Origin of the sequence: Meridianimarinicoccus zhengii (genome assembly GCF_003254465.1) — a bacterium.
Lineage (GTDB): Bacteria > Pseudomonadota > Alphaproteobacteria > Rhodobacterales > Rhodobacteraceae > Meridianimarinicoccus > Meridianimarinicoccus zhengii.
Genome location: NZ_QDFI01000094.1, coordinates 1 through 14,353, shown reverse-complemented (window position 1 = coordinate 14,353; position 14,353 = coordinate 1). Strand labels below are relative to the sequence as shown.

Here is a 14,353-nt window from a genome sequence, read left to right as displayed (position 1 = left end):
CGCCAAGACCGCGGCCGCGTTGGACGACCGGGCGGCGGCGCTGGACCGCGACACCATCGCGGCGCGACGCGCGACCGCTAGCCAGCAGGCCCGCGCCGATGCCGACATGGCGGCGGCGCGGCAATGGCGCATGGCGGGGGTCGGCATGGTCGTGCTGACGATCATCGCCGGGGTCGCCTTCGCCGTCACGCAGGGCTGGATCTGACCCCGCCTGCCGGGCCGCGCTGCGGCCTTCACATCGTCCCCGCCCTGCGCTAGGTCAGGCGCGCAGCAGCGACGGGACGACCCACATGAAATTCACGCTTTCCTGGCTCAAGTCGCATCTCGACACCACCGCGTCGGTGGACGAGATCGCCGAGACGCTCACCGATCTGGGACTCGAGGTCGAAGGCGTGGAAAACCCCGCCGAGAAGCTGCGCGGCTTCACGCTGGCCCGCGTGGCCGAGGCCGCACAGCATCCCGATGCCAACCGGCTGCGCGTGTGCATGGTGGACACCGACGAGGGGCAAAAGCAGATCGTCTGCGGCGCGCCCAACGCGCGGGCGGGGATCACCGTGGTGCTGGCCAAGCCCGGCGATTACGTGCCCGGCATCGACACCACGCTGGGCGTGGGCAAGATCCGGGGCGTCGAAAGCCACGGGATGATGTGTTCAGAGCGCGAGCTGGAACTGTCCGAGGAGCACGACGGGATCATCGAACTGCCCTCGGGCTCGGTCGGGCAAAGCTTCGCCGACTGGCTTGCCGAACACGATCCCGCCCGCGTGGACCCGGTGATCGAGATCGCCATCACGCCAAACCGGGGCGATGCGCTGGGGGTGCGGGGCATCGCGCGGGACCTGGCGGCGCGGGGGCTGGGCACGCTCATCGACCGGGATTGCGACCCGGTGCCGGGGGCGTTCCCCTGCCCGATCACGGTGACCATCGACGACGACGCCCGCGCCGGTTGCCCCGTGTTCTATGGCCGCCTGATCCGGGGCGTGACGAACGGCCCCTCGCCGCGCTGGTTGCAGGACCAATTGCGCGCCATCGGGCTGCGGCCCATCAGTTTCCTTGTGGACGTCACCAACTTCTTCACCTTCGACCGCAACCGACCCCTGCATGTCTTCGACGCCGACAAGATCCGGGGCGGGCTGCGGGTGCACGCGGCGCAGGGCGATGAGACGCTCGTGGGGCTCGATGACAAGACTTACCGGTTCGATCCCGGCATGACGCTGATTTCCGACGCCGACGGTGTCGAAAGCATCGCCGGTGTCATGGGCGGGCTGCGCACCGGCGTGACCGAGGACACCGTGAACGTGTTCGTGGAGGCCGCGTATTTCGACCCGGTGCGCACGGCGCTGACGGGCCGCGCGCTGAAGGTCAATTCCGACGCGCGGTATCGGTTCGAACGGGGGATCGACCCCACATGGACGCCCATCGGGCTGGAGCACGCGACGCGGATGATCCTCGACCATGCGGGGGGTGAGCCGTCCGAGGTCGTGATGGCGGGGGGCCCACCGGACGTGGCGCGCACCTACCGGCTGGATACCGACCGGGTCCAGAGCCTTGTCGGCATGGCCATCGCGCCTGAGGTGCAGCGCGCATCGCTGACCGCGCTTGGCTTCTGCGTCGAGGGCGATCTGGCCCATGTGCCGCCATGGCGCGGCGACGTGCAGGGTGAGGCCGACCTCGTGGAAGAGGTCGCGCGCATCGCGTCGCTGACCCGGCTGAAGGGCCAGCCCATGGCGCGGGCACAGGCCGGCGTTCCGAAGCCGATCCTGACGCCGATGCAGGTGCGGATCGGGGCGGCGCGGCGCGCACTGGCGGCGCGGGGGTTCAACGAGTGCGTGACCTACAGCTTCATCGACGGAGCCGCGGCCAAGACATTCGGCGCGACCGATGCAGCGCGGCTGGAAAACCCGATCAGCGCCGAGATGACCCATATGCGCCCCGACCTGCTGCCGGGGCTGTTGCAGGCCACCGCGCGCAACCAGGCGCGGGGGATGGCGGACCTGTCGCTGTTCGAGGTCGGGCCCGTCTTCGCGGGCGGAGAGCCGGGCGAGCAGGAAACCGTGGCCGCGGGGCTGCTTGTGGGGGCATCGGGGCCGCGCGATCCGCACGGGGCGCGCCGTCCGCTGGACGTGTTCGACGCCAAGGCGGACCTGGAGGCGGTGATGGTCGCGCTGGGTGCACCCGCCAAGCCGCAGATGTTCCGCGACGCGCCCGCGTGGTTCCATCCGGGCCGGTCGGCGCGGCTGGGGCTGGGGCCGAAGAAGACCATCGCGGTCTTCGGCGAGTTGCACCCCCGCGTGCTGGCGCAGTTCGACGTGAAGGGCCCGGCGCTGGCCTTCGTCCTCTACCCCGAGGCGCTGCCGCTGCCGCGCAAGACCGGCGCGGCGCGTCCCGCGCTGGTGCTGTCCGATCTGCAGGCGGTGGAGCGGGATTTCGCCTTCGTCGTGGATGCCGATGTCGCGGCGCAGGACGTGGTCAACGCCGCCGCAGGGGCCGACAAGGCGCTGATCGCCGGCGTGTCCGTCTTCGATGAATTCACCGGCGACCGGGCCGCGGCACAGATGGGCGCGGGCAAGAAGTCGCTGGCCATCGCCGTGCGGCTGCAACCGACGGACAGGACGTTGACCGACAAGGACATCGACGCCGTGGCCGCGAAGGTCGTCGAAAAGGTGGGCCGCGCGACCGGCGGCGTGCTGCGAGGCTGAGCACGGGGGTTGGAGCGATCCGCGCGGCGGGTTAGGTCTGCCCCATGAGCAAGGGAGAATGACATGACATTGACCGTCTATCTTTCCGGCGAGATCCACACCGACTGGCGCGATCAGATCGTTGAAGGTGCAGCGGGTCTGGACGTCGCCTTCGACAGTCCCGTGACGGACCATGCCGCAAGCGACGATTGCGGCGTGGCCATCATGGGGCCGGAACCGGACAAGTTCTGGCACGACAACAAGGGTGCGAAGCTGAACGCGATCCGCACCCGGCGCGGGATCGAGACCGCCGATATCGTGGTCGTGCGGTTCGGCGAGAAATACAAGCAGTGGAACGCGGCCTTTGATGCGGGTTACGCAGCGGCGCTCGGCAAGTCGCTGATCGTGCTGCACAGCCCCGAACACCAGCACGCCCTGAAAGAGGTGGACGCCGCGGCGCTGGCCGTGGCCGAGGATCCGCGGCAGGTGGTCGAGATCCTGCGCTACGTGCTGACCGGTGCATTGCCCGACCGCGCGCAGGCCGCCGCGGAGTGACGCCGTGCCCTTGGTCCGCGCCGCCCCCCCCCCCCGGTCACCGGCGCGCGATCCCGCCCGCCGCACGGTTCCCATGCGACGGGTACGTGTATAGGGTATCGGTGACACGCAACCCGCCGAGCGAGGATCGCGCCGATGACCGCGCCGCCTGCACCTACGCGTGAGAGTGCGTGGCTGGCGCTGACCGCGATCGCAGGTCAGATCATGATGACGGTGCTGACCGCGCGGCTGGCGCGGTCCCTCAGCCTCGAGGCGTTCGAGACCTTCGCGGTCACGGCAGCAATCTTCATGCTTCTGGTCCGGGTCGCGCCGCTCGGTTCCGACAAGCTGGCGGTGCGGGTGTTGCCGCCGATGCTCCGGCGTGCCGAGTGGTCAGGGTTGCGCGGGTTCCTGCGCTTCGCCCGGCGCCGTGCGGGGCGCGGAACCCTGCTTGTCGCCGTGCTGGCATGCGCCTGGGCGTTCGGCCTGCGCGATCTCGGCGATCCCGCGCGGGCCGTTTTCCTGCTTGCACTGGTGGTGTTGCCCGTCGGAGTGCTGGCGCAGATGGGGCTGAAATGCGTCACCGCCGTCGGCGGTGTACGCTTCGCCAAAGCGATGGTCCGGCTGGCGGTCCCTGCCGTTGCGCTTGGGCTTGTCCTTCTGGCACCGGTTTTCGGGCTTGCTCTGAGGGGGCTGATGGCAGTCGGCGCTTGGGGCATCGGCTGGATGATAGCGGCGGCGCTGCTTGCCCAGACCGGGATCATCGCGCTCGACTGGCTGGGGGCGCCGCCCGAAGCGGTCGAGGCCTATGCGACCGCCGCCACGATCGTCGGGCTCATGCTGGTCCTGTCCACGTCCACGAACCGCGGCTACGCCCGCGAGATCGCGCTTTGTCTCGACCGGGGCAGCCGGTCGGGAATGGAGGCGCTGGCGCGGCGGCGGCGGCGCTGGCTGCTGCCCTGCCTCGTTGCTGTGCTGGCCGCAATCTGCGCCTTTTCCCGCCCCATCCTGACGGTGTTCCGGCCCGAGTTCGTCGAGGACGGGCTTTGGCCGCTGCGCATTTTCGCGGCTGCCGCGGCTTTCACCATGTATTTCGGCTTTGCGCCGACGGTGCTGAAATACAGCCGCCGGAACGTGCCGCTCTTCGCGACACTTGCCGTGACGGCTGCGATCCAGATCGTGCTGCTGGTGCTTCTCGTGCCACCACTTGGGGCCACGGACGCGGCCCTCGGCTACGGGCTGTCGGCCGTTCTGATGTACGGGGTGCTGGCGATACGCACCCGCGCCGAGATCCGGGCGCTGCGCCCGGTCGCCGCCGGGACCTGAGCGCCTGCTGGCTCTCCACGATCTTTGTGTGACGCCGCTCATGGCCCGAAAGCGTCTGCCCGTTGCGGGCTGCGGCACCATCATGTCCCTGCACAAGACGCCCGAGAGCGATGATCCGGCGGCAATCGGGGCGCAACGCTGGGGCGCGGCACCGCCGGTGATTCCGTCGAAAGCCGATACTTGCAAGCGCTCAGGATCATGGCACGCGACCTTGCGTCCGGCAACGGATCGGCGGGGATCCCGAACGCCGCATCGCGTCATTGCGCGACGCTTGCGTGGAACCTGATCCCTCGGCGCGACGCGCGGTCCGCCCACGTCGGCCGCTCAGACGGGCCGAGGTGAGGCGGACGGATAGCCCGGAAGGGATCACGCCGCTGTCGCAGCCGCGCCCGCTGCATTTTCGGTTCGAGGATTTTTCTGATCGGCTGGCGCACGCGCTGGTGCCACGCGCCGAACCACGACCGCCATGCCCGTGGTTTCGGGAACGGACCCGCCCGATGGCCAGCCAGCGGCGTGCAACGGGCGAGCCAGCCGGCTGTTAAAGACCCGTCAGCCGCGAACGGCCAACACGATTCTTTTCGGGGAAATTCCAATTGGTCGGAGTGAGAGGATTCGAACCTCCGGCCCCTGCCTCCCGAAGACAGTGCTCTACCAGGCTGAGCTACACTCCGACCGTGCGAGCGGACTAATCGCGTTGCCGCCGATTTGCAAGCGGTCAAATCAGGGGTCCCTGGCCATACCGGGCGATGTGTTGTTGCCGTCTTCGATGAATGTGCTCACGCCCGGGAAGGTGCCGGAATCGTGGCGTGTGCCGGTGTTCAGAACGGGTTGGTTGTCGGCGCGGCGCGCGCCGCTTTCGCGCATGAGGATATAGAGCCCGCTTGCGATCACCACGGCGGCGCCAACCAGCGTCGCGGCGTCAGGCGTCTCGGCGAAGACCAGCCACCCGAAAATCGTCGCCCAGACGATCTGCGAATACTGCATCGGCGCAACCACGGCAGCCTCGGCCGTGCGGTAGGCGAAGATGATCAGGCTGGTGGCCGCGATCGACAGGATGGCGATGGCGACCACCGCGCCAAGGTCCGGCATCGGCATGGGCCGGTACACGAATGGCAGCGCCGCGCCCATCACCGCGAGATTGCCCAGCAGCGGGAACAGCAAGAGAACCGAACTACGCTCCTCCTGCCCGATCTTGCGCACGATGATCGACGCGGTCGCGGATCCCGCCGCGGCACACAGACCCGCGACATGGCCCAGTTGCAGCGTCGTCGCACCGGGGCGCAGGACGATCAGCACGCCGCAGAGGCCCACGACCACGGCGGCCCAGCGGTGCGGGCCGACACGCTCCCCGAGAACAGGGATCGACAGGATCGTGATCAGCAGCGGCGTGGCGAACAGAAGTGCATAGGTCTGGGCCAGCGGCAGCAGGGAAAATGCCGTGAACGCGGAAAACCCCGTCACGATCACGGCGATGGTGCGGATCAGGCTCCACCACGGGTGGCGTGGACGAAAATGGCCCTCGGTCTTGCTGCGCACCAGCAGCAGTGTCAGCAGCGGAAAGCTGAACAGGACGCTGAAGAAGACGATCTGGACCGGCGAATAGTTCCCGCCGAGCGACTTGACGATGACATCATGGGCCGAGAACAGCGCGAAGGCGCCCAGGGCAAGCAGGGCGCCGCGGGCGCTCGTGGACAACTGGGCGAAGGTCATGGGCGGATCCCCGCAGCATTTTCGCCCTGTTACCGCTCACACGTCCTTCAAGCAAGACGCGAGAATGCGGCGGCGGGGAATTGCCGCCGCATCCCGTGAACCGGAGGCGTTTCAGAGACTCGCGTCAAGCGCCGCGAGAACGGCATCGCCCATGCCGGTCGTTGTGACGGGCGTGCCACCGTCCGGGCCCATCAGGTCCGCGGTACGCACGCCGTCGGCCAGTACCTGTGCCACGGCGGCTTCCAGCCGGTCGGCCTCGCTCCCGGCATCGAAGGAATAGCGCAGTGCCATGGCGAAGCTGAGGATGCAGGCGATCGGGTTGGCCTTGCCCTGGCCCGCGATATCGGGGGCGGAGCCATGGACGGGTTCGTAAAGCGCCTTGGGCCGCCCGTTGTCCATCGGCGCGCCAAGGCTGGCCGATGGCAGCATCCCGAGGCTGCCTGTCAGCATGGCGGCGGCATCGGACAGCAGATCGCCGAACAGGTTGTCGGTGACGATCACGTCGAACTGCTTCGGCCAGCGGCAAAGCTGCATGGCGCCGGCATCGGCATACATGTGGCTGAGCTCGACGTCCGGGTAATCGGCGGCGCCGATCTTCGTGACGACCTCCCGCCACAGCACGCCGGACTCCATGACATTGGCCTTTTCCATCGAGCACAGCTTGCCGCCGCGCTTGCGGGCAAGCTCGAACGCGGCCCGCGCGACACGGTCGATTTCCGATTCGGTGTAGCGCTGGGTGTTGATGCCGACGCGTTCGTTGCCTTCGGTGACGATGCCGCGGGGTTCGCCGAAATAGATGCCGCTGGTCAGTTCGCGGACGATCATGATGTCGAGCCCGGCGACGACCTCGCGCTTGAGCGAGGAGAAGTCGGCAAGCGCGTCGAAGCATTGCGCGGGCCGCAGGTTGGCGAACAGGTCCATTTCCTTGCGCAGGCGCAGAAGCCCGCGTTCGGGCTTCACGCTGAAATCGAGCGCATCGTATTTCGGCCCGCCCACGGCGCCGAGCAGCACGGCATCCGCGGCCTGTGCCTTGGCCATGGTGTCGTCATGCAGCGGCGTTCCATGGGCGTCATAGGCGCAACCGCCCACGAGATCCTCCGTCACGTCGAACGCCATCCCGCGCTTGTCGCCGAACCAGTCGATGATCCGGCGCACCTCGGCCATGACCTCGGGGCCGATGCCGTCGCCGGCCAGGATCAGAAGGGATGGATTGGACATCGCGGGGGTTCCTTCGTGCATGGGGCCGGTCCACCGCGCCGCGGGCCGCAGAACGCACGCCAACCGGATCACGCAGGTGCCTAGCCGCTCCCCTGCGGGGGGTCAAGAATGCGCCTTGCGGGTGGGGGCAGGACGATATCGACCCAGACCAGTCCATGCCGGGAGCCTGTCCCGGTGTCCGGTTCCGACGGTGTCTCGGTGTCGGGACCGGGTGCCGACCACACGATGCCTGCCCCCTGCACGTCGAGCACGGCGGATGGCAAAAGGTAATCCACGCGCATCATGGGCGGCGCATCGGGTACGTCCCAGGCCACGGTGGCTTCGGGCACGCCGCCTGCGGCGCCAAGCTGGCTGACCGGGCGCGGATCCAGAAGTGCCGGATGGCGCAGCAGACCGGTGATCGCCGCATCGAGCCCGTCGCCGCGCTTGGGATCGTTGTTGGCATTGCCCAGCACCACGAAGGGTGCGGCGGGCGGCGCAGGGCCAAGCCCGCCATCGAGATAGACCTGCCAGAAACGGATTTCATCGCGGTTGCGCAGGCCGTTGCGATCTTCCGGTCCGTCAAATACCGGCGGCGTGGCATGCCAAGCCAGCAGATGCAGCCGACCACCATCGGGCAGAATCACCGGCACGTTCCAATGCCCGATGCTGGACAGGCGCTGCGCCGACTGGGCTGCAGCGGAGGGAAAGGGCGTGCCATCGGGGTATGTCGGGAGAACCGCACCGGGCAGGTCGCGCCAGAGGAAATCGGAGAAATCACGCATCGCCGCGGTGTCGATGGGCAGTTTCGACAGGATCGCCATGCCGTTCTGACCGGCAAACAGCCCGTAGCCCTGCGCGTCGCCGGGGCCGCGCAACCTTCCGTCCCCGTCGAGATCAAAGTCGGTCATCCGGCCTGCGTTCGGATGAAGCGCGAAATGATGTTTATAATCAACACCATGTGAGGACAGTAGATCCGCGAAAGCACCAAGCGCGAGCCCGTCGGCATCGTAGTCGAAGCGCAGGAGCAGTATCACGTCCGGGTCGGCATGGGCGATGACGCGCGCGACCGCATCGGCCTCCGGATCGCCCCGCTTCAGGTCCCGCAGCAGCAGGCCCGGCCCGGTGCGGTCCATTTCGACGGTATAGACCGCGAGCCGCAGCACGCCGTCATCGGCGCGCAGCGGTGACGCGAGCAACAGAAGGCAAAGGACGAGCCGGGCGATCATACGCCGAGCTTCGCCCCCGTTGCGTTAAGGACCGGTTATCAGACCCAGGGGCGTGCGGCGGCGGCCTGCACCTCGAACGCGTCGATGGCCGCGGCCTTTTCCAGTGTCAGGCCGATATCGTCCAAGCCGTTGAGAAGGCAGTGTTTCCGGAACGGATCGACGTCGAAGGCGATGGTGCCGCCATCGGGACCGCTGATCGTCTGGTTTTCCAGATCCACGGTGACGGTCGCGTTGGCGCCGCGGGCGGCATCGTCCATCAGCCTGTCCACGTCTTCTTGTGGCAGGACGATGGGCAAGATACCGTTTTTAAAGCAGTTATTGTAGAAGATGTCCGCGAAGCTCGGCGCGATCACGACGCGGATGCCGAAATCCAGGAGCGCCCAGGGCGCGTGTTCGCGCGACGAGCCACAGCCGAAATTGTCGCCCGCGACAAGGATCTGAGCGTTGCGATAGGCGGGCTTGTTCAGCACGAAGTCGCTGATTTCATTGCCATCCTGATCATAGCGCATCTCGTCGAAGAGATTGACGCCCAGACCCGAACGCTTGATCGTCTTCAGGAACTGCTTGGGGATGATCATGTCGGTATCGACGTTCATCATCGGCAGCGGCGCCGCGATCCCCGTGAGTTTATCGAACTTTTCCATCGTATGATTCCCGTATGACTTTCATATGACTCGCATATGACTCGTGTCGGACCGGATCAGCGCGCGCCGTCCGACCCCTGCGATTTCACGAAAAGCGCCAGCACGATCAGCCCGGCGCCGTTGAACAGCAATTCCACCCCCAGAAGGATGCCCATGAGCGCCAGAGACACGGCCGCGAAATTGGCGAGGATATAGGCCGCCAGCAACACGGTCAGCGCGCCTGACAGCAGCATGGGCCAGAAGAAACGCGTGTCGCGCATGGCCCATGCCAGCACCAGCCGCACGACACCCCCGGCGACCAGAAGCACGGTCACGAGAATGGCGAGCGACACGGTGCCGCCCAGCGGATTGACCATGAACGACAGGCCCAAGAGCAGCGTCACCGCGCCGAGGACGAGCGACCAGACCTTGCGCGCGCCGTCTTCGCCCATCGCCAGCCAGATCTGCACGCCGCCCGCCACCATAAGCAGCAGCCCGGTGACGAGCGTGACGGCGATGGACGCCGCGACAGCGTTGCCGAGCGCGAAGATCCCGAACACCACCGAGGCGATGCCGAGGATGAGCCACTTGGTCCAGAGTGCCATGGGAGAGTCCTTTCGGGGGCTGGCAGGTCAGGCCGGTTCGGGTTCGCGCGAGAATTCGCGCACGTCCGTCAGCCGCCCCGTGATCGCCGCGGCGGCGGCCATGGCGGGGCTCATGAGGTGGGTGCGCCCGCCGCGGCCTTGACGGCCTTCGAAGTTGCGGTTGGACGTGGCCGCGCAGCGTTCGCCGGGGGCGAGCTGGTCGGGGTTCATGGCAAGGCACATAGAACAGCCCGCGAGCCGCCATTCGAAGCCCGCGTCGCGAAAGATGTCGGCCAGCCCTTCCTCCTCGGCCTGTGCGCGCACGAGGCCGGAACCGGGCACGACCATGCCGCGCAGCCCCGGCTTGATCTTGTGGCCTTTCAGGATCGCGGCGGCGGCGCGCAGATCCTCGATCCGCCCGTTGGTGCAGGAGCCGATGAAGACCGTGTCGATCTCGATCTCGGACAGCGGCGTGCCGGGCTTGAGGCCCATGTAGTCGAGCGACCGGCGCGCGGCGTCGACCTTGCCGCCGGTGAAATCGGACGGATCCGGCACGCGGCCCGTGATCGGCAGGACGTCCTCGGGGGAGGTGCCCCAGGTCACCACCGGCGCGATGTCTTCCCCGCGCAGGGTCACCACCTTGTCCCAATGGGCATCCGGGTCGCTGTAGAGCGTGGACCACCATTCCATCGCCTTGTCCCAGTCTTCGCCTTTCGGCGCGTGGGGGCGGCCCTTCACGTAGGCGAAGGTCTTTTCGTCGGGTGCGATCAGGCCAGCCCGCGCACCGCCCTCGATCGCCATGTTGCACACGGTCATGCGGCCTTCGATGGACAGGTCGCGGATCGCCTCGCCGCAATATTCGATGACATAGCCGGTGCCGCCCGCCGTGCCGGTGTGGCCGATGACCGACAGGGTGATGTCCTTGGCGGTGACGCCCGGCATCAGCTTGCCGGTGATCTCCACCTTCATGTTCTTCGATTTCTTCTGGATCAGGGTCTGGGTGGCGAGGACGTGTTCCACTTCGGACGTGCCGATGCCATGGGCGAGCGCGCCGAACGCGCCATGGGTCGCGGTGTGGCTGTCACCGCACACGATGGTCATGCCCGGCAGGGTCCAGCCCTGTTCCGGCCCGATGATGTGCACGATCCCCTGCCGCACGTCCGATACGGGATAGTAATGGACGCCGAATTCCTTGGCGTTGGTATCGAGCGCCTCGACCTGGATTCGGCTTTCCTCGTTCTTGATGCCGCCGAGCCGATCCTCGGTCGTGGGGACGTTGTGGTCGGGCACCGCGATGGTCTTTTCCGGCGCGCGGACCGTGCGGCCCGCCATGCGCAGCCCTTCGAAGGCCTGCGGGCTGGTGACTTCGTGCACGAGATGGCGGTCGATATAGAGCAGGCTGGTGCCGTCCTCGGCCTCGTGGGCGAGATGGGCATCCCAGATCTTGTCGTAAAGCGTCTTCGGGGCGGTCATGATGTTCCTCTCCCGGTGTGATGTCAGGATGGGTGGCGCGGAGGGGGCGCTGCGCGCATGGCGGCAGCGCGCCGCGTCATGGCCGCGCCGTCGCCGTCCGGGTCTGGCCGTGGAACCGCCATGGCAGGCGGGCCCGGTCGCCGATATCGAATACCATCGTCATGGATCGCACTTATCCCCTGTGCTGCGCGCGATCAAGCGCCGTGCCGTCGCGGTCAGGGTCCCGGCGGCATCGCGCGCGAGTGATCCGACCGGCGTCGCACCGCGTAGTCTTTGAAAACGGGAACGGGACAGCGCGATGACTTTGACGACCCATCTGACCCATCTGGGGCTTGCGGCGCTTCTGGCCGTGGCCGGGATCGCCGCCGCATCGGAGGCGCAAATGTACAAGGGATATGAAACACCCCCCTATTCGGTGATCCGCAGCGATGGCGCGGTGGAATTGCGCCGCTATGATCCGCACGTGGTGGCCGAGGTCCGCGTGCGCGGCGACCGGCAGGCCGCGGCGGGGCGAGGCTTTCGCGTGCTGGCGGGCTACATCTTCGGCAAGAACGACGGCGGCGAGAAGGTGGCGATGACGGCACCCGTCACGCAGCTTCCAGCCGACCCGCAGGCCGAGACGTGGGACGTGCAGTTCATGATGCCGGCATCGTTCGACATGGACAGCCTGCCCGCGCCCGAGAACGATGCGATCCGGTTCACGCGCACCGAGGCGGAAACGCAGGCGGTAATCCGGTTCTCCGGCTTCTGGACGGACGCGAAACTGGCCGCGCAGACGGAGGCCCTGCGGTCCTGGGCCGCGGCCGAGGGCGTCGTGCTGGAGGGTGCGCCGCGGTTCTATTTCTACGACGATCCGTTCACGCTGCCGTTCAACCGCCGCAACGAAGTGGCCTTTGTGGTGGCCGAGGAAAGCGCGGCAATGCGGGCCGATGCCCGTCACGCGGCTGTGGATTGAGAAACCAGCGCGGCAATGGTATCCTGACTCCATTGCGCCGGGTCCGGCGCCCATCAGAACGGAGGACATGGTCCTGTCTCATACAGCCCAGGCGGTCTCGGTCGGGGCCGCACACGCGGGGGCCGCGCACGGCCTTTCCGACATGGCGCACAGCGACGACACGCTCGCGCGCATCCTTTCTTCCCTCGAAGACGACAAGGCCGAAGACGTTGTCTCGATCGACCTGCGGGGTCGGACCGAGATGGCGGATTTCATGGTGATCGCGTCGGGACGGTCGTCCCGGCAGGTGGCTGCCATGGCCGACAAGCTGCTGGAGCGGCTCAAGCACGATCTGGGCGTGGCCTGCAAGGTCGAGGGCAAGGATCAGGGCGACTGGGTGCTGATCGACGCGGGCGATGCCATCGTGCATTTGTTCCGCCCCGAGGTGCGCGAGTTCTACCAGCTTGAAAAGATGTGGCAGTTGCCCGGCGCATCGGCGCGCTGAGACCGCCGCATGAAGCTGACACTGTGCGCCGTGGGCCGGTTGCGCACCGGCCCCGAACGGGCGCTTTTCGACGATTACCGGATGCGATTCGACCGGACGGGCCGCGGGCTCGGGCTCGGGCCGCTTGCCTTGGCCGAGGTGGAGGCGAAGAAGGGCGGGGGCCCGGCGGAGGAGGCGGCGATGCTGGACCGGGCGGCGCCCGAGGGTGCGGTGCGGCTGGCGCTGGACGAACGGGGGCGGATGATGAGCTCGCCCGATTTCGCCGCGGAGCTGGCCGAATGGCGCGATGCCGGGCGGTCGGAGCTTGCCATCTTCATCGGCGGCGCGGACGGGTTCGACCCCGCGTTCCGCCATGGCTGCGACCGGTGGATGTCCTTCGGGCCGATGGTCTGGCCGCACATGCTGGTGCGGGTGATGCTGGCCGAGCAACTGTACCGCGCGGCGTCGATCCTGGCGGGCGGGCCCTATCACCGGGGCTGAGGCGTTGCGTTCGGGGCGGTTTCCGTCGTGCGGGCCGTGCCGCGGGCAGGTCCGCCGGGCGGCAGGGATCGCGCGGGCGCGCAGGGATGCGCGCCACATGCGCTTGAGGTCGCCGCGCGGCTGGCGCAGGGTGCCCGCATGACGACACGACCGCATCTCTTTTCCTTCGGCCACGGCTATTCGGCGCAGGCACTCGCCCGAATTCTGCTGGCGCGCGGCTGGGCCGTGACCGGCTCCACGCGGGACCCCGCCAAGGCGGCAGCGATGGACGCGGCGGGGGTGTCGGCGCTTCTGCCCGGCGACGACCCCGCGCCGGCGCTGCGCCGGGCGACGCATCTGCTGGTGTCCGCCGCCCCGACGGACGATGGCGACCCGGCCATCGCGGCCCTGGGTGACGGCTTGCGCGGCGTGGCGGGCAGTCTGGCGTGGGCGGGATACCTGTCGACCACCGGCGTCTACGGTGACCATGGCGGCGGCTGGGTGGACGAGACGACGCCGCTGACACCCGCGACGCGGCGCGGCCGCCTGCGGGTGATGGCCGAAGACCAGTGGCGGCAACTGGCCGCCGAAACCGGGCTGCCGCTGCACATATTCCGGCTGGCGGGGATCTATGGCCCCGGGCGCGGTCCCTTCGCCAAGGTGCGGGCCGGCACGGCGCGGCAGATCGTCAAGCCCGGGCAGGTGTTCAGCCGCATCCATGTGGACGACATCGCGCAGGTGCTGGCGGCGTCCATCGACCGGCCAGATCCGGGGGCGGTCTACAATGTCTGCGACAATGACCCCGCGCCGCCGCAGGACGTGCTGGCCCATGCCGCCTATCTGCTGGGCCTGCCGGAACCGCCGCGCGAGGATTTCGAGACGGCCGAGATGACCCCGATGGCGCGCAGCTTCTACGCGGAAAGCAAGCGGGTCGACAACGCGAAGATGCTGCGCGACCTTGGCGTGACGCTGCACTATCCCGATTACCGCAGCGGGCTGGCTGCCCTGCTGGCCGCGGAAGACGCGGCGGCCACGGCGCGCAGCGCGGAATAGCCCCGCCCGGTCGCGGGCGGGGCCGTCCGGTTCCGGGTCAGCCGCGGCGGC

The 14,353-nt window shown here is 68.1% G+C and carries 14 protein-coding genes and 1 tRNA gene; 8 read left to right on the top strand and 7 right to left on the bottom strand.

The genetic code is table 11. The features are described 5' to 3' along the window. The 4 genes from DDE13_RS19915 to DDE13_RS19900 form a co-directional block, all read left to right on the top strand. On the top strand, window positions 1-205 hold a 205-nt coding region (locus tag DDE13_RS19915), incomplete at its 5' end, for a hypothetical protein (protein ID WP_162631120.1). An 85-nt stretch (window positions 206-290) separates the two neighbouring features. Further along, on the top strand, window positions 291-2,696 hold the full coding sequence (gene pheT, locus DDE13_RS19910) for a phenylalanine--tRNA ligase subunit beta (protein ID WP_111405977.1): 2,406 nt from the start codon (window positions 291-293) through the stop codon (window positions 2,694-2,696). 63 nt (window positions 2,697-2,759) lie between these two features. Further along, window positions 2,760-3,230 (top strand): YtoQ family protein, encoded by a 471-nt coding sequence (locus tag DDE13_RS19905; protein ID WP_111405976.1) that lies wholly within the window; start codon window positions 2,760-2,762, stop codon window positions 3,228-3,230. A 135-nt stretch (window positions 3,231-3,365) separates the two neighbouring features. Further along, window positions 3,366-4,535, top strand: coding sequence for a lipopolysaccharide biosynthesis protein (locus DDE13_RS19900; protein ID WP_111405975.1), 1,170 nt, complete (start codon window positions 3,366-3,368; stop codon window positions 4,533-4,535). A 594-nt stretch (window positions 4,536-5,129) separates the two neighbouring features. On the opposite strand, the gene DDE13_RS19895 is transcribed toward DDE13_RS19900, so the two are convergent. The 7 genes from DDE13_RS19895 to leuC form a co-directional block, all read right to left on the bottom strand. Continuing rightward, window positions 5,130-5,206, bottom strand: a tRNA-Pro gene (locus DDE13_RS19895). Window positions 5,207-5,255: 49 nt separating this feature from the next. Beyond that, a complete protein-coding gene (locus DDE13_RS19890; protein WP_235868789.1) occupies window positions 5,256-6,245 on the bottom strand; it encodes a DMT family transporter in 990 nt (329 codons plus the stop codon). A gap of 111 nt (window positions 6,246-6,356) precedes the next feature. Next, a complete protein-coding gene (gene leuB, locus DDE13_RS19885; protein ID WP_111405974.1) occupies window positions 6,357-7,463 on the bottom strand; it encodes a 3-isopropylmalate dehydrogenase in 1,107 nt (368 codons plus the stop codon). 80 nt (window positions 7,464-7,543) lie between these two features. Continuing rightward, window positions 7,544-8,671: an endonuclease/exonuclease/phosphatase family protein gene (locus DDE13_RS19880; RefSeq protein ID WP_111405973.1), complete on the bottom strand. Its 1,128-nt coding sequence runs from the start codon at window positions 8,669-8,671 to the stop codon at window positions 7,544-7,546. Between the two features lie 38 nt (window positions 8,672-8,709). Next, window positions 8,710-9,315 (bottom strand): 3-isopropylmalate dehydratase small subunit, encoded by a 606-nt coding sequence (gene leuD / locus DDE13_RS19875; protein WP_111405972.1) that lies wholly within the window; start codon window positions 9,313-9,315, stop codon window positions 8,710-8,712. A gap of 56 nt (window positions 9,316-9,371) precedes the next feature. Further along, on the bottom strand, window positions 9,372-9,899 hold the full coding sequence (locus tag DDE13_RS19870; protein WP_111405971.1) for an HdeD family acid-resistance protein: 528 nt from the start codon (window positions 9,897-9,899) through the stop codon (window positions 9,372-9,374). 27 nt (window positions 9,900-9,926) lie between these two features. Beyond that, window positions 9,927-11,351 carry a 3-isopropylmalate dehydratase large subunit gene (gene leuC, locus DDE13_RS19865; RefSeq protein ID WP_111405970.1) on the bottom strand — a complete coding sequence of 475 codons (1,425 nt, stop codon included), beginning with the start codon at window positions 11,349-11,351 and terminating at the stop codon, window positions 9,927-9,929. 298 nt (window positions 11,352-11,649) lie between these two features. Here leuC and DDE13_RS19860 point away from each other — a divergent pair, with 298 nt between their 5' ends. The 4 genes from DDE13_RS19860 to DDE13_RS19845 all read left to right on the top strand — a co-directional run bounded on the left by DDE13_RS19860 (window position 11,650) and on the right by DDE13_RS19845 (window position 14,302). Further along, window positions 11,650-12,306 carry an SOUL family heme-binding protein gene (locus DDE13_RS19860; RefSeq protein WP_111405969.1) on the top strand — a complete coding sequence of 219 codons (657 nt, stop codon included), beginning with the start codon at window positions 11,650-11,652 and terminating at the stop codon, window positions 12,304-12,306. A gap of 142 nt (window positions 12,307-12,448) precedes the next feature. Further along, window positions 12,449-12,790 carry a ribosome silencing factor gene (gene rsfS / locus DDE13_RS19855; RefSeq protein WP_111405979.1) on the top strand — a complete coding sequence of 114 codons (342 nt, stop codon included), beginning with the start codon at window positions 12,449-12,451 and terminating at the stop codon, window positions 12,788-12,790. 9 nt (window positions 12,791-12,799) lie between these two features. Next, window positions 12,800-13,270, top strand: coding sequence for a 23S rRNA (pseudouridine(1915)-N(3))-methyltransferase RlmH (gene rlmH / locus DDE13_RS19850; protein ID WP_111405968.1), 471 nt, complete (start codon window positions 12,800-12,802; stop codon window positions 13,268-13,270). A gap of 138 nt (window positions 13,271-13,408) precedes the next feature. Next, window positions 13,409-14,302 carry an SDR family oxidoreductase gene (locus DDE13_RS19845; RefSeq protein WP_111405978.1) on the top strand — a complete coding sequence of 298 codons (894 nt, stop codon included), beginning with the start codon at window positions 13,409-13,411 and terminating at the stop codon, window positions 14,300-14,302. Window positions 14,303-14,353: the final 51 nt, after the last annotated feature.

Excerpts from the sequence above, each read along its gene's own strand:
- pheT (WP_111405977.1), top strand. The coding sequence starts at position 291 with ATGAAATTCACGCTTTCCTGGCTCAAGTCGCATCTCGACACCACCGCG.
- DDE13_RS19905 (WP_111405976.1), top strand. The coding sequence starts at position 2,760 with ATGACATTGACCGTCTATCTTTCCGGCGAGATCCACACCGACTGGCGC.
- DDE13_RS19900 (WP_111405975.1), top strand. The coding sequence starts at position 3,366 with ATGACCGCGCCGCCTGCACCTACGCGTGAGAGTGCGTGGCTGGCGCTG.
- DDE13_RS19890 (WP_235868789.1), bottom strand. The coding sequence starts at position 6,245 with ATGACCTTCGCCCAGTTGTCCACGAGCGCCCGCGGCGCCCTGCTTGCC.
- leuB (WP_111405974.1), bottom strand. The coding sequence starts at position 7,463 with ATGTCCAATCCATCCCTTCTGATCCTGGCCGGCGACGGCATCGGCCCC.
- DDE13_RS19880 (WP_111405973.1), bottom strand. The coding sequence starts at position 8,671 with ATGATCGCCCGGCTCGTCCTTTGCCTTCTGTTGCTCGCGTCACCGCTG.
- leuD (WP_111405972.1), bottom strand. The coding sequence starts at position 9,315 with ATGGAAAAGTTCGATAAACTCACGGGGATCGCGGCGCCGCTGCCGATG.
- DDE13_RS19870 (WP_111405971.1), bottom strand. The coding sequence starts at position 9,899 with ATGGCACTCTGGACCAAGTGGCTCATCCTCGGCATCGCCTCGGTGGTG.
- leuC (WP_111405970.1), bottom strand. The coding sequence starts at position 11,351 with ATGACCGCCCCGAAGACGCTTTACGACAAGATCTGGGATGCCCATCTC.
- DDE13_RS19860 (WP_111405969.1), top strand. The coding sequence starts at position 11,650 with ATGACTTTGACGACCCATCTGACCCATCTGGGGCTTGCGGCGCTTCTG.
- rsfS (WP_111405979.1), top strand. The coding sequence starts at position 12,449 with ATGGCGCACAGCGACGACACGCTCGCGCGCATCCTTTCTTCCCTCGAA.
- rlmH (WP_111405968.1), top strand. The coding sequence starts at position 12,800 with ATGAAGCTGACACTGTGCGCCGTGGGCCGGTTGCGCACCGGCCCCGAA.
- DDE13_RS19845 (WP_111405978.1), top strand. The coding sequence starts at position 13,409 with ATGACGACACGACCGCATCTCTTTTCCTTCGGCCACGGCTATTCGGCG.